At 32.3% G+C, this 20,265-nt stretch carries 20 protein-coding genes; 12 read left to right on the top strand and 8 right to left on the bottom strand.

Annotated elements, in window-relative coordinates:
* Nucleotides 1-76: 76 nt before the first annotated feature.
* The 3 genes from NG806_RS01195 to NG806_RS01190 all read right to left on the bottom strand — a co-directional run bounded on the left by NG806_RS01195 (nucleotide 77) and on the right by NG806_RS01190 (nucleotide 1,966).
* Nucleotides 77-940, bottom strand: a complete 864-nt coding sequence (locus tag NG806_RS01195; RefSeq protein ID WP_261511627.1) for a GLPGLI family protein — start codon at nucleotides 938-940, stop codon at nucleotides 77-79.
* Nucleotides 941-1,000: 60 nt separating this feature from the next.
* A complete protein-coding gene (locus NG806_RS23065) occupies nucleotides 1,001-1,213 on the bottom strand; it encodes a bacteriocin-like protein (RefSeq protein ID WP_449243616.1) in 213 nt (70 codons plus the stop codon).
* Nucleotides 1,214-1,594: 381 nt separating this feature from the next.
* Nucleotides 1,595-1,966 carry a helix-turn-helix domain-containing protein gene (locus tag NG806_RS01190; RefSeq protein WP_261511626.1) on the bottom strand — a complete coding sequence of 124 codons (372 nt, stop codon included), beginning with the start codon at nucleotides 1,964-1,966 and terminating at the stop codon, nucleotides 1,595-1,597.
* 478 nt (nucleotides 1,967-2,444) lie between these two features.
* Here NG806_RS01190 and NG806_RS01185 point away from each other — a divergent pair, with 478 nt between their 5' ends.
* Complete coding sequence (locus tag NG806_RS01185) at nucleotides 2,445-2,861, top strand: hypothetical protein (RefSeq protein ID WP_261511625.1); 417 nt, start codon at nucleotides 2,445-2,447, stop codon at nucleotides 2,859-2,861.
* 13 nt (nucleotides 2,862-2,874) lie between these two features.
* Here the strand turns inward: NG806_RS01185 and NG806_RS01180 are convergent, their stop codons facing one another.
* Nucleotides 2,875-3,747 carry a putative phage abortive infection protein gene (locus NG806_RS01180; RefSeq protein ID WP_261511624.1) on the bottom strand — a complete coding sequence of 291 codons (873 nt, stop codon included), beginning with the start codon at nucleotides 3,745-3,747 and terminating at the stop codon, nucleotides 2,875-2,877.
* Nucleotides 3,748-4,015: 268 nt separating this feature from the next.
* On the opposite strand from NG806_RS01180, the gene NG806_RS01175 reads away from it, so the two are divergent.
* Genes NG806_RS01175 through NG806_RS01165 form a run of 3 tightly spaced genes read left to right on the top strand, consistent with a single transcriptional unit; the run spans nucleotide 4,016 to nucleotide 8,049 of the window.
* Nucleotides 4,016-4,825, top strand: coding sequence for a DNA adenine methylase (locus NG806_RS01175; protein WP_261511623.1), 810 nt, complete (start codon nucleotides 4,016-4,018; stop codon nucleotides 4,823-4,825).
* An 8-nt stretch (nucleotides 4,826-4,833) separates the two neighbouring features.
* On the top strand, nucleotides 4,834-7,179 hold the full coding sequence (locus NG806_RS01170) for a DGQHR domain-containing protein (protein WP_261511622.1): 2,346 nt from the start codon (nucleotides 4,834-4,836) through the stop codon (nucleotides 7,177-7,179).
* A 60-nt stretch (nucleotides 7,180-7,239) separates the two neighbouring features.
* Nucleotides 7,240-8,049, top strand: a complete 810-nt coding sequence (locus NG806_RS01165; RefSeq protein WP_261511621.1) for a methylamine utilization protein MauJ — start codon at nucleotides 7,240-7,242, stop codon at nucleotides 8,047-8,049.
* Between the two features lie 191 nt (nucleotides 8,050-8,240).
* On the opposite strand, the gene NG806_RS23025 is transcribed toward NG806_RS01165, so the two are convergent.
* Both NG806_RS23025 and NG806_RS01160 read right to left on the bottom strand, forming a co-directional pair.
* The gene (locus NG806_RS23025; RefSeq protein WP_390882555.1) at nucleotides 8,241-8,558 is read right to left on the bottom strand and encodes a DUF3892 domain-containing protein; all 318 of its coding nucleotides are present in this window, start codon (nucleotides 8,556-8,558) and stop codon (nucleotides 8,241-8,243) included.
* 571 nt (nucleotides 8,559-9,129) lie between these two features.
* On the bottom strand, nucleotides 9,130-10,245 hold the full coding sequence (locus tag NG806_RS01160) for an FAD-dependent monooxygenase (RefSeq protein WP_261511620.1): 1,116 nt from the start codon (nucleotides 10,243-10,245) through the stop codon (nucleotides 9,130-9,132).
* A gap of 102 nt (nucleotides 10,246-10,347) precedes the next feature.
* On the opposite strand from NG806_RS01160, the gene NG806_RS01155 reads away from it, so the two are divergent.
* Nucleotides 10,348-11,301, top strand: a complete 954-nt coding sequence (locus NG806_RS01155) for an AraC family transcriptional regulator (RefSeq protein WP_261511619.1) — start codon at nucleotides 10,348-10,350, stop codon at nucleotides 11,299-11,301.
* 150 nt (nucleotides 11,302-11,451) lie between these two features.
* Here NG806_RS01155 and NG806_RS01150 read toward each other — a convergent pair whose 3' ends face one another.
* The gene (locus NG806_RS01150; RefSeq protein WP_214831737.1) at nucleotides 11,452-11,838 is read right to left on the bottom strand and encodes a winged helix-turn-helix transcriptional regulator; all 387 of its coding nucleotides are present in this window, start codon (nucleotides 11,836-11,838) and stop codon (nucleotides 11,452-11,454) included.
* A gap of 178 nt (nucleotides 11,839-12,016) precedes the next feature.
* Here NG806_RS01150 and NG806_RS01145 point away from each other — a divergent pair, with 178 nt between their 5' ends.
* From NG806_RS01145 to NG806_RS01120, 6 genes are all read left to right on the top strand, one after another.
* The gene (locus tag NG806_RS01145) at nucleotides 12,017-12,649 is read left to right on the top strand and encodes an NAD(P)H-dependent oxidoreductase (protein WP_261511618.1); all 633 of its coding nucleotides are present in this window, start codon (nucleotides 12,017-12,019) and stop codon (nucleotides 12,647-12,649) included.
* 176 nt (nucleotides 12,650-12,825) lie between these two features.
* On the top strand, nucleotides 12,826-13,380 hold the full coding sequence (locus NG806_RS01140) for a hypothetical protein (RefSeq protein ID WP_261511617.1): 555 nt from the start codon (nucleotides 12,826-12,828) through the stop codon (nucleotides 13,378-13,380).
* A 140-nt stretch (nucleotides 13,381-13,520) separates the two neighbouring features.
* Nucleotides 13,521-13,781 carry a hypothetical protein gene (locus NG806_RS01135; protein ID WP_261511616.1) on the top strand — a complete coding sequence of 87 codons (261 nt, stop codon included), beginning with the start codon at nucleotides 13,521-13,523 and terminating at the stop codon, nucleotides 13,779-13,781.
* Nucleotides 13,782-13,886: 105 nt separating this feature from the next.
* Nucleotides 13,887-14,627, top strand: a complete 741-nt coding sequence (locus NG806_RS01130) for a LytTR family DNA-binding domain-containing protein (RefSeq protein WP_261511615.1) — start codon at nucleotides 13,887-13,889, stop codon at nucleotides 14,625-14,627.
* A gap of 102 nt (nucleotides 14,628-14,729) precedes the next feature.
* On the top strand, nucleotides 14,730-16,247 hold the full coding sequence (locus tag NG806_RS01125) for an amidohydrolase family protein (RefSeq protein WP_261511614.1): 1,518 nt from the start codon (nucleotides 14,730-14,732) through the stop codon (nucleotides 16,245-16,247).
* Between the two features lie 187 nt (nucleotides 16,248-16,434).
* Nucleotides 16,435-17,949 carry a hypothetical protein gene (locus NG806_RS01120; protein WP_261511613.1) on the top strand — a complete coding sequence of 505 codons (1,515 nt, stop codon included), beginning with the start codon at nucleotides 16,435-16,437 and terminating at the stop codon, nucleotides 17,947-17,949.
* Between the two features lie 42 nt (nucleotides 17,950-17,991).
* Here the strand turns inward: NG806_RS01120 and NG806_RS01115 are convergent, their stop codons facing one another.
* Nucleotides 17,992-18,936: an alpha/beta fold hydrolase gene (locus tag NG806_RS01115; protein WP_261511612.1), complete on the bottom strand. Its 945-nt coding sequence runs from the start codon at nucleotides 18,934-18,936 to the stop codon at nucleotides 17,992-17,994.
* Between the two features lie 291 nt (nucleotides 18,937-19,227).
* On the opposite strand from NG806_RS01115, the gene NG806_RS01110 reads away from it, so the two are divergent.
* A complete protein-coding gene (locus NG806_RS01110; RefSeq protein ID WP_261511611.1) occupies nucleotides 19,228-20,211 on the top strand; it encodes an aldo/keto reductase in 984 nt (327 codons plus the stop codon).
* Nucleotides 20,212-20,265 lie beyond the last annotated feature (54 nt).

Here is a 20,265-nt window from a genome sequence, read left to right as displayed (position 1 = left end):
GAAGCGGTATCTATATTGAGGATCTGTTATTCTGAAACCGATTTATTTTCCAGATTTTAATCTTTTATTTTCTTCTTTATTCCAATTCTATGGGGTTTTCATATTGTTTGTTTTGTTCTCTTTCTTTTTCTCTTTGTCTTATTATTTCTTGTCCTTTTATAATAGTGGTTCCATAGCTTGCAAGTATGGCAGCTGCATTACCATCAGCATTTCTTAATGCTTGTTTCAATTTCTGTTGTGTCGTTTCTATTGCTTCGGTATATCTGCTTTTCCTAATGTTAATTAATTTTCCTTTTAATTTAGAGCCGGATACCGATTTTATAAGTTCAAAATCATAATCCCCTTTATCATCTGTTATTTTAATGATGAGCCCCGGTAATCCACTAAATTTATAAGGGCCATAGGGTAAAGGAATTTCGGGGGAGTACCATGCAATCCAGTTTCTTCCTTTAAAGATAACTTCCGCTTTCTTACAATGAATGGTATTGATTATTTTTGTTTCATCCACAAGTTTCCAATTTTTTATTACCGATTCTTTATAGGTGAGTACTGACATGACAACAGGTGCAAAATATTGTATATTTTCATTGGATTGTATGATGGTAAAGTTAAAATTTGTCTCTGGAGTTGAAGTCCCTTTTTTAACACCAAGGGTAATGCTTCCATCAGAATTATGGGTTGTTACTCTCGAGTTATCTAATACCGAATCTCTTTTAAGAGAATTGCTACTTGCAAAAAATGCATGCTTATCCCCGATTAATAGTGTAAACAATTCTTCGTTTCTATAATCAGTTCGTGTGCTAAATTTAGCTTTCAACCTATAAGTAAATTCACCCCGTAAAGTATCCTGCTTGTATGATTGACTATAAGATAAAATACTATACAATAAAATGAATAGTTGAAATAGTTTTTTATGATAATTAAAGGTAGATGATTTCATAATAAAATGGCACTTATCGTTAAAATGATTGCAGTATAAGTGCCTAAATTTAAATTAATTTCAAGCTAAATTAGTAATAGAACCACTATGAGTAGGTGGAGGGCAATTAATTGCTTCAACTCTATCACGCCATTCATTCGCTTGTTGTGCGCTCCAATCCTGGGTAGTGGTAGCAGTTACACCACAAGATGTCTCTGCGATCCAGGTTTGCGGCCGTCTTCCTCCTTGTACTGTCTCAAGATCATTTCGAGATAATTTTTTTAAATTCTTCATTGTGTTTAAAATATATAAAGTTAAGTACCCAATATAAAAATATAAATCGAACAATCAAGAAAAAAAACTATGTTAATAAACTAAATAACAAATACTTACATATAAAAATATCTATTGAATTTTTCAAATGAAAATTTGAAACTTTAGTTTTTTTTACTGTTCTAATTATGAAATAATGAATGTTAAGCAATCAATTCGGAAAACATAAGTTTCCCAGTTTTGTGAACCAGTTAAAATAACAAGGAAGAATAAGAGATTTGACCTTATAAATGATCAAATTGTAATTCATATAGGAACATTTAAAGAATAATTTATTACAAAAAAATACTGCCTCGTTAGATGCAGTATAGTATATTGAAGATCTGTTTTTCTGAAACAGATTTATTTCCCAGATTTTAATCTTTTATTTTCTTCTTTTAAAGCTTCAATCTGCTCTTTTAGAAGGTTGATGTAATCTTGTTGATTTTCCAGTATATACTCTGGTAGATTATAGTAATTATTAGTAGACTGAAAGTTCCCTGTACTATCATTAAAAGTAAGGTTATCATTATTCTGCACCTGAGCACCTCTCTCCTCTTTAATATCTTCAACAGAAACATCCAAAGCCTTAGCCAACTTTTCCCACTCGTCCTCAAATATTTTGACATCTCCATTCTCCTTTCTACAATAATTGGAAACATCTGTTGATAAGATGTTTGACATGTATTCCTGAGTGTATCCTCGCTGCTTTCTTAGACTTCTTAGCTTTTCCATAGTGGTTTATTGTGCTTTGTACAAATATAGAGAAAATTTGGTTTTATATATTGTGTTTCGTGACTGAATAATAGTAAGTCCAAATTTTTAAAATAACTTAAATTTGAATTATAGAAACAAACGAATTACGGTTAGGAAATTTTATACGTGATAAAGAAGATGAAAATATTGAATATGTATATCAGCTTTACAATCTGGGAGATTAGATATTAATTAACGATATAGCTCTTGACTACTACATGCCGTCCCCTTAACCGAGTACTGGGTATTGAAGTTTGGGTTTGAGTTTATCGAAGATGTAGGAATTTATAAATTAAAATTTGAATTGGAGAGTCTGCAGTTGTTCCCAGAAGTATAGCATTTATATCAAATGAATTATTCGCGTGTGGTACACTTACTTATATTCACCAGTTACAAAATCCTTTCTTCGTACTCAATGGAAAAGAGTTAACTTTGACAGAAATAAAACCATGAACATATGATTAAAGATGATGTCAAAGTTGGGAATTGGGTATACTTAGAAAGTAATTTTATTCCCAGAAACCCCATTGAAGTAATATTAGAAGTCGAAGAAGCAGACGATTATTTTGTTAAATGTAAACAAGTAGACTATCCAGACAGCAAACATACAGCCAAGTACGAGGATATAATGCCTGTAGATTTAACTGAGTCAATCCTTACTAAACTAGGATTTGTAAATCTTGAAACTGACTTAGAAATTAATGACTATGCAGGTTTTAAATTATATTTTTATAATGATTTAGATTATGCTTTTAACAATAAATGTCTCTATAAATTTGAAGTGAAGACAATCATGAGATTCGGCAATCCATTACTTACAGTAGTTCCTATTGGAAATTGCATGCGATATGTTCATGAACTACAAAACCGTTAAGTAAAGCCCCCAATTAAGGGGCTGTAGTATTATAAGCTGATTCTGCATAAACTGTTTTTAATTCCATATTAGGAAGAAATGATAAATCAATATTATGTAAAAGTGAATAAATTTCAATCAATGGTTTAAATTTCTCTTTCCCATTTTCATGTAAACAATTGTAGAATAATAGTATCTGCTCAGAGTTTGACAACTGAGCCCTGATTATTGATATATATCTTTTTCTATCAACGCCGTCTGTTTCGTGAACTAATTTGATTATATGATATAGAGTTCTGAAATAATGTCCCAAAATATCTTTATTATTCTGATAAAGCCTATCGTAAACTAGTATTAAATCTTTTTCTGTTACAGCTTCATCTAGACTTGATAAATCAAATTGCAAGATACGTTCCATGAACTCATCTGTGTGCATCTCTTCTACTAAGTAACCACTCAATGTATATGCCAACTTATTTAGAGCTTTTCTTGATTTGATAATGCCATATCTTTCCCAATCAATTTCAATATTCGCTAAAATACTACTTAACAAGGAAGTCATTTGAAAAAATGTATTTTCGAAACGCTGAATTCTAAGGGTTTCATTTTGAGTAACAAATTCATCTCTGGTGTGTTCCATTTCCTTCCGGGTTAATACTAGTTCCCTTCTTTGTAATTTAAGCTCTTCTCTTTGCATTAAAATTGTGAGAATAATTCCAGCAAGTGCCAAACCTGAAAATAAGGCGTTAACTGCTCCAAAAGAATCTCCAATTTCATTACCCTTAGTGACCCATATACCTAATACTCCTAATGATATTAACCAGAGTACAACTATTATCGAACCAACTATTATTGCTAAATACTTTAAGTCAAGTTCTTGATCCGTGTCTTGCTTGTTTTGTCGCATCTATTATTAGTTTCCCCAAATATAACAAAAAAGCCTTCTAGGAAAGAAAGTACTAATTTGTTTCATTTATAATTAAAAAAAATTTAATTAAAATAATTTTACGGAAAACCGTATTGTTTAATATCATTTTAATTTGGATATTTACGGCAAACTAATAATTATGGATTTAAAAAAGTTCAAAATCTACTTAAAAATACCAACAATTAATTTTTCAATAATTTATATTTGTGAATTATTTTAAATTTTCACAATAAAATAACCACAGCAAATGATTAAAACTAAAGCTAAACCATTTTTACGATGGGCAGGAGGAAAGAGATGGTTATTAAAAGAAATTGATAGATTAGTAGACATTAATGCATTTACAACTTATCACGAACCTTTTATAGGAGGAGGCTCCATTTATTTTCATCTCAATCCTAGGAACGCCTTTATTTCTGATTCTAATCATGAGCTGATTAATTCATATATTCAGTTAAGAGATCATGTTGAACCCATAATACATTTACTTAATGGGTTTGAAAATACAGAAGAATTCTATTATAAAATTAGAAAAGAAAAATTTGAAGATGAAATTAAAGAGGCTGCACGGTTTATATATTTAAATCAAACTTCTTTTAATGGAATTTTCAGAGTTAATTTAAAAGGTGAATACAATGTTCCTTTTGGGCATCGAAAAAATCATAAATATGATTTTGAAAATCTCAAAATTGCAAGTGAAAATCTGAAAAACACAAACATTAATTCTGAAGACTTTCACAGAACAATTGATAAAGTTAAACCAGGTCATTTAGTCTTTCTTGATCCACCTTATACTGTTGCTCATAATAAAAATGGATTCATTCAATATAATCAAAAGATTTTTTCTTTGAATGATCAATATAGATTACAGGAGTACATTCAGAAATTAAAAGAAATTGGTGCTTACTATATTATGACCAATGCAGCACATATAGCAATAAAAGAGATATTTTCAAACGGAGATAAAATGTATGAACTTCAAAGAGCAAGCTTAATTGGAGGAAAAAATGCGAAAAGGGAAAAATACTCTGAATTAATTTTAACCAACATTTTATAAAATACAATATGACATATATCGATCACATTAAAGTTATTGAGATTGAGAAAAAAATAACTAATGATACTTCTTTTCTTGGTAAATTATATAAAGCAAAAAAAAATGATTATCAAATTGTCAGTGTAGATCATAACTTGGTTGATGCTTATATTAAGGAAAGGTGGGAAATTTTTGGTAAACCTTTAAAAACGAAAACTAGACTTAGAAAAGCTAAATCTCACTCTAAAAAGTTTGAGGATGATGTGTGGTGCCAAATATATGATTTAGGATATAGAACTCTAAATATAGATGAAAATTTACATTTAAACTTTAACAATAATGATAAGAAGCAGATTGATGTTCTTGCTATTAATGACGACACAGCAATTATAATTGAATGTAAATCAAGTGATACGCTTAAAAAAGCACCAAGTTTTAAAGATGAATTTGAATTATTAAGTTTAAGATTAGATGGTTTTAAAAAGACTCTTCAGCAGATTTATGGGAAAAATTTAAAAATCAAATACATTTTTGCTACTAGAAATCTACGAATTGATATGGAAAGTGAAGATATGAAAAGATTACTTTCTACAAATTCTTTTTATTATAACAATAATACTTTTAAATATATTGATGACCTAATAAAAAACTATAAAAATGTTGCATTTTATCAATTTTTAGGATTAATCTTTAAAAATGAACTTATTAGTAAAGATCGAATAGAAATTCCGGCTGTAAAAGGTGAAATGGGAACCAAAACTTACTACATGTTTTCTATTGAACCGGAATTACTATTGAAGATGGGATTTATTCTCCATCGAACAAAAGTCAATGAATCAGAATTCCCAACATATCAAAGACTTTTAGTTGCAAAAAGATTGCCCGGTATTACAAAGTTTATTGATGACGGAGGGTATTTTCCAAATTCAATAATAATAAACTTTAGCAATAAAAAGAATAAAGTTCAATTTGAAGCAAGTTCAAAAATTGGAGATACAAATTCATGTTTTGGGACATTAAAAATTCCAAATAGTTTTGCAATAGCTTATATAATTGATGGTCAACACCGTGTTTATGGATATGCTAATTCAAAATTTAAAAATTCGAATACAATTCCTGTTGTTGCATTTGAAAACCTAGATACTAGTGATCAACTTAAAATCTTCATGGACATAAATGAAAATCAGAAAGCAGTAAGTCCAAGCTTAAGGTTGGATCTTGAAGAAGATTTATATTGGAATTCAGATAGAACAGACTCTAGACTTAAAGCACTACGTTCTTCAATAATTAAAGAACTTGCTAATAATCAAAGCAGTCCTTTATTTGAAAAAATTTCCGTTGGTGAAGATAAGTCACTTTTAACATTTCAACCTTTTTCCAATGCTCTTTCCGCCTCTAATATATTACCCAAAGCCAAAGGAAATAATTTCACAGAAGAAGCTCATAAATATTCACTTTACAATATTTCAAATCATGACCACACAGCAGAAATGACTAATTGCAAAAAAAGAATATTTCAACTTTTAGCTAAATGCTACGATTATGTAGAACAAAATTATAATGAAATATACACTGAAGATAAATCATTAATATTATCTAATAGAGGAACCTACCCTTTTATATGTATTATTGACAGTTTGAATAGATTTTTAACTGATCAGAATATTATTAATCAATCCACAGATGAAAATACTCGATTTGAAAAAATAAAACCTTATTTAGAGTCATTACTTGAATATTTAAAAAAGGAAATTACAGATGAGGAGAAAAGTAAGCAACTAGCATTTTTAGGAAGTGGTGTTGAAACTAAGTGGCTCCGTTTTTTTCAAAGCATAATTCATAGAAAACACGATGAATATTTTCCAGTGGAATTAATAAAATGGTTAGAGACTCAAGATGAAGAATTACAAAATAAAGGAAGAAGTTTAGGTATCGAAATTGAGAAAAGAATGAAAAGTATAGTTCTAGCAAAGATGAAATTGCTATATGGTGACGTTTGGGATTTGGAGATTAATAGTATTAAGAGAGAATGTCAAAATAGAGCTGAACAAGAAATGGAAAAAAACTATAAAGAGGGATTAGGCAAGAAGAAAGTTGATTGGACTGAAATGTTTAACATCAATGATTATAAAACAATAATAGAAAAATATTGGAACAAAATACCGGAAAATAAAACTATAGATTTCACAACTTTTGAAAAAGACTTCTCAATTAATATTGGTGATGGAATAGGAAGTAAACCAAAAGCTTTAAAATGGATTTCTTTTTTTAACTCGTATAGAAATCTTTGGGCACATGAAGGAACAAAAGAGAAGCGCTTAAATAAAGAAGAAGTTAATTTTATTGAAAAAGTACATCATCATTTTTATGTGTGAAAATCTCATCTAAGCATGGACAAATCTTAATATTCTTGAATCAAATTTATAAAGTAAAGTATGCCTGAAAATTTACCTACTTGGGAAATCACATTAAATGTTTATGGTCCAATAACTGTTGAAAGAAAATTTAATTTTCGCCAACGTAAAGATTTCCATTTTAATGATAAATTATATAGTGATATTGAGGTATCAAAAAATAGTTCACTTGGAATAACAATTACATTAACAGCATATGCGATTGAACAAACAATAGCCCGAAAAGCGGCTCTTTATTTTTGTGGACAAGCACTGGACGTATTATCATTAAATATTAATCTACCAACTATATTAACAATTACAGATAATAAGAACTTTCCAGCAAAAGTAGAAACTGAACGTAGAAGGTTAGCCGAAAATGAACTTAGTGATGCTTTTAAAACTGCAAGGCTTTGGGTTTTAACCGAGCCAACATTTTTACGGGCAGTAGGCTGGTATAGAAAAGGATTATACACAGAAGACCCATTTGATAAATTTCTTGCATTTTTTAATAGTATAGAAATTCTTTGTAACAAGTACAATCCTAACAAAGATCGCTGTAATAATCCCGGTACAAATACCAAATGTCATATGTGGGAAACATTTAAATCGATTTGGGGTGAATGCCCCCACTGGCCAATAATACCTAATGAAATAGATTGGATTGATGAAAATTATGATATTAGAAAGGATATAGCACACGGTATTGCCTCCATTGACGTTAATGTAGTAGAAAATGTGACATCAAAAATAGAGACAATTAAAAGTGTAGCTTACAAATTAATTAGCGATTGGAAAGATGATAGGCTAGCACCAAGAATTACTGATGACATTAGCGAGAAACTATTTTAAAATAATATTAGTTACTTGTACAAGAGGATAACTAATTCATTAAATATTAAACAAAAAACTTTCAAATTTTTTATTTGAAAGTTTTTTGTTTCCACTTACATCTATTAGATAAGAAATTTTCAACTAAAGGGAGATAAATAAAAGATAGGTTATATAAAAGCTGACCACAATCTATTTATATCCTATCCATTTTATCTTAACTCATCTATCAATAAAAGATTTTCCAAATTATCAGTCGAGGTTGAATCTCGATCTGTTCTAAGATAACGATTAAACCCTACTGATACAATTCCAATTTTAGCACCATATTTCCAACATTGATCCCTATAACTATGGATCGCAGTTGTATAAATGTGCCCTTGACCAATATTGGTAATTACTTGTTCTTTACTTAAAATAATTCCTTTAGTTAGACGTCCTCCTACATTCTCTGGTGAATGAACTAACACATGACTAATATGCGAATGATCACTACTGTATCTTACCGCTGTTACATAAAAAATACTCATAATAAATAATATTTTCTGGTCTCTTCCACCCAGGCCAGCTTATTATATTTCTGCTGGAGTTTTGTTAATAAAAATTTTAAATCAATTTTTCTAAGAATATTATTGTTGGAATTATTTTCAAACCTCACATATTTGTAACAATTCCTTCCCAAATATTTTATTAGATAAATTTCATATTACAAAGCTAATTAACACATACGCAATCAATTTGCGTAGATTTAATTAATTTTCTAATTATTACATTTTTACTAAAAAGTCATTTATATAATAATTTTTTTAATCACAACAGCATTCAAACAGCTCAAATTAAAAGTATATGTAACCATAAAACTTTTTAATCATAAATCTTACCTACTCTTAAATATTGGCCTTTACTGAGCCTAATTCTTCATAAGTTATTGCTAACGTCACGCTCGTTACCTGTTTTTTATTATAAATGCAACAAAAAAAAATTGAAAAATTCGAGAGATTTAAGTTTCCCGAATTATTATGTAAGATGTTATTCATTGGACATGAGTAAGGATAGATGACCGAACGTGAGATTTCTTTTGAACTCTTTCAATTTCAGCAACTAGGACGGCTTATTATTAGTCATCGCCATGAAAGATGCCTGTAACTCTTCTTCTGTTTCTGGCAACTGAACCTTTAGTCCTCTTGTAATACGTGATTGAATACTTTCTGCAACTGGCTTGAACGTTTCACTATACTTCTCAAAAGCAGTTTTATAATCATCATTTTCTTTAAGCTCCTTTGCTAATAACGTTGCCCCCTGCAAAGCCAGACTTGTACCCATTCCAGTAAAAAAGCTTGGTGCATGTGCAGCATCGCCAATCAGGGCAACTCGTCCTTTTGTCCAGTTCGGCATATGAATTTGACAGGCTTCATCAAAATACAAATTATCGGAATGAAGCATGGTGTCTAATATTTCAGGGATTTTCCAATTTGTATTATTGCCAAAATATTCTTTTAGAATTTGCTTGTGTTGGTCATCATTTCTATAATCCCAATCCAATTGAGGTGTCCTAAACATGAGTATAGCATTCGCTCCCTCTTTGAAATGATATATCACCGCCTGTTTGCCCAGCTCCCGGTATACGATTCCCGTGTTACCTGACTTGCCTGTTTGTATATGATCTGCTTTGGCAAAAGCAAAGTAAACACCGAAAAACTTTTTGAAATTTTCTTCAGGACCGAATACAAGTTTCCTTACGATGGAGTGTGTACCATCTGCTCCAAATAAGAAATCAAAACTTCTGTTCGGTCCATTTTCAAAGGATACATCCACACGGTCTTCATGCTGGATTAAGCTCTTTATGTTATTGCCGAAAACAATTTCGACTTCATCCTTAGGGACAATATCAAAAATAATATCGACCAGGTCGTTGCGATGGATTTCAATATCACCGAGATATTCTTCCAGTGCGTTTATTGAAAAAGTAGTCAGTGTTTCGCCTTTGGCATTGACAACCTCATCGGTATGGATAAATTCATGGTCTTTTATTTTTTGCAATATTCCCATTTCTTTTACAACATCCAGGGCTTTGCCACGGACATCGATGGGCGAACCGCCTTTTCTAAGACCTTTGCCAATTTCCACGACCGTCACTTTATAGCCAAATTTGTTTAACCAATACGCTAACGTTAATCCGGCAAAGCTTGCCCCTGAGATCAAAACTTGTTTTTTCATAGCTTGAAAATTTAATTGTCATTGTAACATTGATAGATCAAAATTAGCAGTAACTTTACGATTAAAATACTCCAATAGCTATTAAAAATAGTCGTAAAAATTATGAATGATGCAGATAATAATATAGACCACAGAATTCTTGAATATGCAGCCAAAGTAGGACTAACGACACTGGACGAGCTACAGTATGTCGAAGTCAAACTTTTTAAAGCCTTCACGTTTTTGCCGGATATAGCCATGCATTTTGGTACGTTTAACATTAAAAAGAATTTTATCCGCAAAACCGCAACATCATCGATCAAAGACAGTATTGGGTTTTTATTTTACAACATTTTTGAGGATGATCAGACCTCTTCTGGTATAAGTACAATCAAACTGTCCGGAGATGCGCCATTTGTACGGATATTCCCATTTACGATACAGCAGAAAATCAATTTTACAAAAAATACACAGGCCACGTACGTTTCAATCAGCATCAGTGCTGATTATCTGAAAAGTTTTCTGAAGGAGGAATCTCCCTATTTTCAATTCCTGTTCGATGATACCAACAGTTTTCTGATTGAAGAATTGATGACCGATGATATTTTGCGCACCATAAACGATATTGTAAAAAAGGAAGCGCCAAGTACAATGAAAAGTTATTACTACAAAATCAAGGCGATGGAACTTCTTTTTTATTTATTTGAAAGTTTGCGCAAACGGGAAGGTTCTGTCCACCAAAAACTAAGCGGAAAGGAAATAAAATCTATTTACCAGGTACGCGACAAAATAGTTTCCTCATTAAGCCAACCGACCAGCATTGCAGAGCTGAAACAAATTGCAGGAATGAATGAACTTAAGCTCCGTAAAATATTCACGCAGGTTTTTGGTATGGGAATTTACGATTACTATCAGCACTTACGCATGAAAGAAGCTGCCCGGCTTTTACGGGATGAAAAACTGTCCGTATCTGAAGCAGGCTATCTAATGGGTTTTGAAAACCTAAGTCATTTCTCAAGGGTATTTGAAAAACATATAGGTCAAAAGCCGAAAAAATACAGTAATAACCTGAAATAAAGGAAGGCAAAAATAGCTCAACTATAGTGAAATTTGATCATATAGGTTATGCCTATATCGCTGTCGTGAATGTCGGATTCGTTATCCATTCTTTAATTACAAATTTAAACGAAAACATCATGATAGATCCGAGAAAATAAACCTTACGGATCAATTTACAACTTCAGCAACCACTTTAGTCTCTTTTCCTAGCAAATCTTTCCTGTACTTGATCCCCCACTCTCCCATCGTATCGATAATCGTATGCAGGCTTTCACCAAAACAGGTCAGTTCATAATCCACAGAAACGGGCATGGTATTGTTCTGGGTTCTTTTGATAAGGTTATTCATTTCCAGATCCTTCAATTCCTTTGAAAGGGTTTTTGAAGCGATACCTTCTACCTGCCTTTTTAAATCCATAAAACGCAATTTCCCAATGTAGTATAATTGGCTTATAATAAGGGTTTTCCATTTTCCGTCCAGTAGATCCATGGTATCCTTTACCCCACGGATATGGCTTTTGCATTTTTCACCGATCTCAATTTTATCTTTTTTCATACCCTGAAATTATTACTCAAAATTACAGAATTCTTTTTACAAAAAGTCACCTGGTTACTTTTTAGTAACTGGTTACCAACGGGTAACAGGTGTATTATGGAAACCAAAACACCCTAACTTTGTACCCATAAATGAGATTAAAACCTCAACAGATTTTTAATAAAAAACACGCAACATTATGTCATTACAAGAAACATTACAATGGAGATTTGCCACAAAAAGTTTTAATGGGAAAACAATAGAAAATGAAAAGATCGACCAGATTCTGGAAGCGATCCGTTTGTCGCCTTCGAGTTCAGGCTTACAGCCTTTTAAAGTTTTTGTGATCACCAATCAGGAATTAAAGGAAAAGTTATATCCCGTATCATGGGAACAGAAGCAGATTCTTCAGGCTTCTCACCTGCTGGTTTTTGCCGCGTGGGATGAGTACACCCCGGAAAGAGTGAATACATTTTTCGAATTCAGCAATAAGGAACGCAACCTGCCTTCCAGTGCCACCGATGACTACCGTTTAAAACTTCTTGGTATCCTGGATCAAAGAAGTAAGGACCAGCATTTTGTAGGTGCCGCGCATCAGGCTTACCTCGCATTGGGATTTGGTCTTCTTGCTGCTGCCCATCTGAAAGTAGATGCCACTCCTCTGGAAGGTTTTGACAGTGAAGCTTACGATGAGATCCTTCATCTTCGAGAGCAGGGATTAAAGAGTACAGTTCTTATGGCTTTAGGATACCGAGATGAAGAGAATGACTGGCTGGTGAATCTTAAAAAAGTAAGGCGGTCTAACGAGGAGCTGTTTATTGAACTCAATTAGAATTCAAAACCTTAAGATTTGAAACCCTATTAAATTGACATTAATGGGGTTTTTATTATTTTCATAAGATGGGTTTATTTCTAATATCCTAAAAATTATTTTTGGACACTGTGGATTTCCGTATTGAATAAAAGAATTAAACAACCAAATTTGTCTCACATTAAAAAATAGATAAAATGGTAAAAAAAATACTCTCCATTAGTGCAATCATTTTTATTTCAATAACCTCCTATGGACAAGATGTGAAAAAGGAATCAGAACCTGTAAAAACTAAAATGGATGTTTTTGCATCAAAAACAGGAAGCATTACAAAATTTGTAGATACTAAACTCCCTAAATTAAAGGCTACTTATGAGTCCTCTGAAACAAGAGTCAGAAAGATCTCAAATGGTTCGTCAAATGCTTATTTCTATCAAATTGAAAAAACAGGTAAATACAATAATACAACTGCATCTATTGAATATAGTGACTTGATCGAAGTTTTAAAAGCCATAGCAGTATTAAAAGCAGAAGTTAATAGTGATATTACCTCCAATCCAGATTATATGGAAAATAAATTTGTAACTGTAGATGGTTTTCAGGTTGGATATTATGTAAGTCAGGGGAAGGCTAAATGGTATATTAAATTAGAAAAGTATGGTTCAGATAACACCTTATTTATCGATAATGGAGATACAATAGAAGCTGCTTTTGTAGAAGCAAAAAATAAGATTGATGATCTTAAAAAATAAAGTTCAAATTAACTAATACAAAAAAGTTCACTGATTATCGGTGAACTTTTTTATTTACTTAAAATAATAACTATTCACTCAAACGTAGATGTACATTAACCAAAATTATTTTATTTTAGCCCTTAGTAAAAACTAAATCCATGAAACCTGAAAACCTGACAGCGTTAAGCAATGAAGAGCTTTTAAAGAAACTAAAAAACTTAAAGACCGATAAATTAATTAATGCTACCATTATTGGAGTTACTATCGGAATTGTAGTGTATAGTGCCGTAAAAAATGGGTTTGGATTTTTCACTTTCTTTACTTTGGTCGCAGCAATTCTGATCGCCAGGAGTTTTGCAAGCAATACCATCTTAGAAAAGGAAGTACAAAAAGAAATAGCATCCCGAAACCTGCAGTAATAAGGATCAACCGAAGAACCAACCTACTCCCGAAACTAATTGTATATTGAAAGTATAGAATTCCGGAAACAAATATCTCAGTATATAGCAGACTATTTTTATTCAATGAAAAAGTTAAACCCTTCAATTAAGCATCATTTACTGATAGGAATTTTCATCAGTATGTGGCTTTTTATCTTCGCTTTTTTTATAAGGCCATTTGACGATGGGACGGTAAGTTTTAAAGTATGGGTAATCATCAGTATTGGATTTAGCCTGATTGCTTTTTTATGCTATGGATTACTTTCGGTCGTTCAAAAAAGTATTTATCAGAAACTCTCAAAATGGAATATTGGATTTGAAATAGCCAGTCTCTTTTTTTTCCAGCTCCTTTTTTGGGTAAGCACATACTGCTTTTATAAAAGTCCTGTTTTACATGGTGGATATGATTTTTTTAAATTTTTTAAAATGATCATTCTTAAATCAGCCCTGATTTCCACTCCCATAATAATTTTAGCAAGAATATATGTGGTCTCCTTAATTCCTGCTGAAGACGATATCATCATTATCCGGGGAGAAAATAAACTGGATATTTTAAAAATAAAAAAAGGGGATTTGATCTGTGTTTCAAATTCACAAAATTATGTCGAGATCTTCTTTACCGATGGAAGTCAAATGAAAAAGAAATTAATTCGGAGTACATTAAAAAAAGTCCAGAATGATTTTGATTTTTTAATTCAGGTCCATCGGTCACATTTAATAAATCCATCTCATTTTAAGGCATGGAAAAATCAGGATACCATTTCTCTTACTCAAATTGAATTGCCTGTTTCTAAAAATTACAGGAAAGATCTATTGGCCTTATAATTCTCGTACCTAAAACGGCTTATTTCGTACCTAATTCCCCTATTCATAACCTCTAAGGATCAATTTCCATTTACTTTTGTCGCAGATAAAAATAAATAATTTATGAAACTTTGGTTAAGAAGAGTTCTGTATTCGGTCATTATATTGTCCGGTATTCTTATGGTCGTTTTTATATGGGCAGATCATGAATTAAATAAGGTTTTGGGTAAGTCTACTGAGGTCATCAATATATCTTCGATCGTTAAACCAGCCAAAATAATTCAGATAAAAAACGTCAGTATTCTTTCAGACGATTGTACCCATTTCATTAAAAACCAGGATGTACTTATTCAAGATGGTATCATCATTCAGTTAGGCAAAAATCAACCAATAAATAATACAGCAACAATCATTGATGGCACTAACAAATACCTGATTCCAGGTCTTGTAGACAGTCATGTTCATCTAAAAGAAAGTAAGAATGATTTATTTTTGTATTTAGTAAATGGTGTTACCTATGTTAGAGAGATGGCCGGACAGCCTGTCAATTTAGAATGGAGAAAATCAATACAGAAAAATAACATGGGTCCCGGAATGTTTATTGCCTCTCCCCCAATATTTAGTGAGCGCGGATTGGCAGGTTATTATTACAGCTGGACCAGACATTCTATTAATTACGCCAATAAAAAGGATGCTCAAAAAGCAATAAAAAAAATCAAGGAACAAGGCTATGATGCTATTAAAATGTATGGTTTTGTAAATCCAGAAATGTTTAAAACAACCATAGAGATTGCCAAAGAAAATAACATTCCTGTTATTGGTCATATCCCATTAGTGGATTTAGAAACTCTTTATCAGTCAGGTCAAAATGAAGTTGCTCACATTGAAGAATTAACCGTTAAAACGATTGATGATTTTGGAAAATCAATTTCTAAAAACCCTGAAGAATACCTCAATTTTCTAAAAGCACGTGCCCCCGAAATTGCAAAAAAGTTAAAAAAGAATAATATGAGTGTGACTTCAACGGTTTGGTTATGTGAAGGTTTTCTAAGCCAAAAATTTGACTTAAAGTCTAAGCTTAAAACAATAGAATTAAAATATGTAAATCCCAAAATTATCGAAGGAACACCACTTTACAAATTAGGTTGGTTACCTGGTAAAAATGGATATGAATATTCTGGAAAAGATGAACCAGATGCAAAAGAGGCCTCTAAGGTTTTTTGGAATACCTATACAAAAGCAATTCACATCATGACCAAAGCATTGGTCGATCAAAAAGTAAACATTATGGCTGGTACAGATGCCAATGTAGCAACTGTTGTTCCCGGTTTTTCCCTTCATAATGAACTGGAATCTTTATCTAAATCCGGAATGACCAATTCACAGGCAATCTATTCCGCAACCGTCGCTCCAGGCAATTGGATGAAAAGCAATACTGGAAAAATAAAAAAAGGATATCAATCTGATTTGGTACTTCTTACAAAAGATCCTTTAGAAAATATTAAAAACACAAAAACGATTGAATATGTGTTTTTTGATCAATACATGATCGATAAAATTCAAATAAAAACGATCTTAAAGGCTATAGAAGAGGCCAATAATAAAAACAGAGATATAAGCATTAATGAATATTTACATTGAAAAAGAGATTAGAGATTATAAAAAGGGCTAACCTATTACTGAGTTTCATTTAGTTAATCGCAAAGGCGCAAGGGAATTTCGAATATTATGCTGTTTTTAAGGCGTAAGAAAATCTAAGATTTTCAGCAAGTAGAATATAAATTAATCTCAGAATTAATCGTAAGTTAGCATCATTACAGTTAGCTCCATGAAAAACATTATCCTCATTTTTATCGTAATATTTTCTATACAATCTTGTCATTCACAAGAATTAAAAGTTGACTATAAAACCATAGAAATTAATATTCCCGGAAGTCCTGGACCCTGGTTAAAATATAATTCCAAATATTATTGTTATTTTCAGACTGATAATGATAAATTCAGCTCTGGTTCTAATCACAACTTTTACATTTTAGATGAGGAAGGAAAAGTTAATTCTAAAATAAGTGTTCCTGAAAAGCTCCAAACCTATTACTACGATTTATATATAAAAAATGATTCCATCTTTACCACAGAGTATTATAATCATCATACTTTTTATCTTGATGAAAAAAATAAAGAATGGATTGAAACTAAAAAAGGAATTGATCTTGTATATCAAGATAAAAAATACACCATATATGCTCGCGACTTCGGGGAATGGGGCGGGGTAACTTGGTTCAAAGATAATTTAACTCATAAACAATATGAAATAGCCGCAACAGATCCAGTGATCAATAAATTTGATAATGCCTATTATTTAACGACAAGTAAATACATCCTTAGAGTATCAGATCCTAGAAAATTAGCAATAAGTAAAAAAACTTACGATTATAAAAAAGCAGTATTAGCAGAACGTTATTTCAGAGAAGGGAGCGTCTCAATGAAAGGAGGTGAAGTTATATATATTGATACAACTGATGATAAATCTAAACGTTCGATAGCAACCTCTTTTGTAGCGAACAATAAATTTTATCATTTATTTAACGATGGTATTTCAACAAAAATCGGAAGACTCGAGAATAAAAAGTTAATACCAATTTTTGATTTTAAATATGATCTCCACCCGTTCAAATGGTATTATGATACAAGAAACCCAATACAGAACAATCTATATCAAACTATTCAGTTTGCTACTAACGATAAAAATACTTTTGGGATCATTGAAATTAAAAAAGATCAAATCAATGTGACTTCATTTAAAAATTCTTACAAGGAACCTATTATGGATGAAGACTGGGCAAGGAGCTGGGTTGAAAAAAATTTCGATTACTTCTATTCTAACTTAGATACCTTGTCTTTAGATAAAATTGATGATATTGAGCAAAAGGAAAATGCAAGGGACTTAACCCAGAGTCACAAAATCTCTCACTACCTACTTGACGGAAAAGATATAGAAACTCCTAGAATTTATCGAAAAAAGGAAAGTCCTTCTATTCATCTGATAACAATGTATTATTATACAGCAAAGGAAAAATCAATTGAATTGATAGAATTTGAATGGGGTATTAAATCACATTTTGATAGTGTAGAAGAAGATCGAACTACCTCTAATATCGATACACAAAAGTTATATAAATCAAAATTTGACTGGCTCTTTTCTTTTCTAACGCGAAAACTAGGAAGTCCTATTTTAAATAATCGGGATAAAGAAAATTCAACTGTGAAATGGAAGAATGGCAATAAATCAGTTGAATTATCACTCAGCAAATACATTTTTGAATTAAGGTTATATAAAAATTAAAAGCCTACCATAAACGGTAGGCTCTTAACCACAAAAACAAAACTACTCACCTAAAAACGCAACAGCTTTCGCTACAAACGCGTCATGATTCTGGAAGAAAGACGCATGACCTGAATCCGGAAAAACCAGAAGTTCGCCATGTTCTAAATTTTGCTTCATATTTTGTGCATTCTGAACCGATACGGGAAGATCATTTTCTCCATGAACGATAAGCACAGGATTTTTAATCATTTTTATATCTTCAAGTGAATTGGCATCAGGCTGTGCCCAACTTAGAACCGCAGTAAACTGTGAATTGGAAGTGGCATCACTTAATGGAAGATCTCTGTCGGTGGTACGAAGCTGGATTCTGGCATACGACGCTTTTCCAGCTGCAATACTCGCTGCAGATTGTGTAAATCCGAATTTCAGGAAAGATTCTTCAGCACTTAATCCTGCTGTTCCGGCAATGATATTAGGTAAATTGGATAATCCTATTGCTCCTTTTGGTCCCGTCCCTGTTAGGATCACTTTGTTGATCAGTGTGGGTTGGGTTAAAACCACTCTTTGCGCTACAAATCCACCTATAGAGAATCCCATGATATTGACTTTAGTAAGGTTTAAAGCTTTGATAAAATCGATGGCATCATCTGCCATAGCCTGTACGGTGTTTGGGGTAGTTCCCTGGGAAGCTGCGACTCCCTGGTTATCGAAGATGATGATCTTATACTTCTGTGCCAGTCCGTCTGTTACTGAAGGATCCCAATCGTCCATAGAACCTCCTAATCCCGGTAACAATACCAAAGGAATTCCATCTTCTTTTCCCCAGGTACGGTACGCAAAATCATTGCCTTTGACTTTTACAAATTTAGTTTTAGCGTTACGGTGATTTAATACCTGTACTTCCTGGGTGATCACCTCACTCTCCTCTGTGCACGATACGGTAACTACAGTAAAAAGAGTTACACATAAAATACTTGCTGCTGAAATTGTTCTGAATGCTTTCATTATCGTTTATTTTTGTATGATTATGATGCAAACTTAAAAAGTACAGGCAAGCGGATCACGTACAAAGTACTTTAAACAGACATTTTCAGGGGTTAATCAGACATTTTGGAATCTCAAAAATTACGTAGGTATTCTTTTGCCTATTCGCTTTGGTATTTTAGAAATGCTCAAAACTTTAATTTATTTAATTCAACTTACTTTCCGCAATCAGGCTACGTGATCCCGCAATCAGGCTACGTGCAAGTCTTGCGATAAGATGACCTTTGCTTAGTAAACTTTAAATAAGAAAAAATGAAATCAAGAAAATTAAGAGACCTGGAAGTATCGGCAATCGGCTATGGAAGTATGGGACTAAGTCAGGGGTATGGATCAGTACCGGATCGAAAGGAATCTATTGAATTAATTCGAAACACTTATGATCTTGGCTGTACCTTTTTTGATACTGCTGAAGCCTACGCAATGGGAGCCAATGAAGAATTGTTGGGTGAGGCTTTAGCCGACATCCGAAATAAAGTCAGCATTGCCACTAAGTTCTGGATTCAGGAAAGTATCGAAGATTATTCCACAGAAAAATTAATGAGTATCATTAAAAACAAACTAGAAAACTCATTAAAAAGACTGAAAACAGACCATATCGAATTGTATTATCAGCATCGGGTCAATAAAGATATTCCAGTTGAAGACATTGCTTATTGCATGGGTGAACTGATCAAAGAAGGAAAAATATTGGGTTGGGGTCAATCACAGTCAACGAAAGAGGAAATCAGAAGGGCTCATGCGGTGACTCCAATCACTGCCATTCAGAGTGAATATTCCATCATGGCGCGACAGTTTGAAAAGGATATCATTCCAACCTGTGGGGAACTTGGAATTGGTTTTGTTGCCTTTTCACCCCTTGCTAATGGTTTCTTATCTGGCCAGGTGAATGCGGAAACACAGTTTAAGGGAATTGATGCAAGAAGGGTTATTACCCGTTTTGAGAAGGACAATATCATTGCCAACCAGCCTTTGTTAGAAGTATTGCATCAGTTTGCCACCATAAAAGAAGCGACTCCTGCACAGGTTTCCCTGGCTTGGATGCTTCATAAAAATGATTTTATCGTACCTATTCCTGGTTCAAGAAATATGAAAAGGATTGAGGAGAATATGGGTTCAGCTGAAATTGTACTGAGTGAGGATGAATTTAACCAAATAGAAACTGCATTATCGACCATTCAGATTCACGGTAACCGAAGAGATGAAGATCTTATCAAATTGCGAACATTAAAAGATTAATTTTACAACACAGGAATGGACTGGTAAAAGAGATTTATTCCTAAATTGTCATTA

The sequence above is a fragment of the Chryseobacterium paludis genome (genome assembly GCF_025403485.1).
Lineage (GTDB): Bacteria > Bacteroidota > Bacteroidia > Flavobacteriales > Weeksellaceae > Chryseobacterium > Chryseobacterium paludis.
The sequence above is the reverse complement of the archived record's forward strand: the minus strand, read 5'-3'. Positions and strand labels throughout refer to the sequence as shown.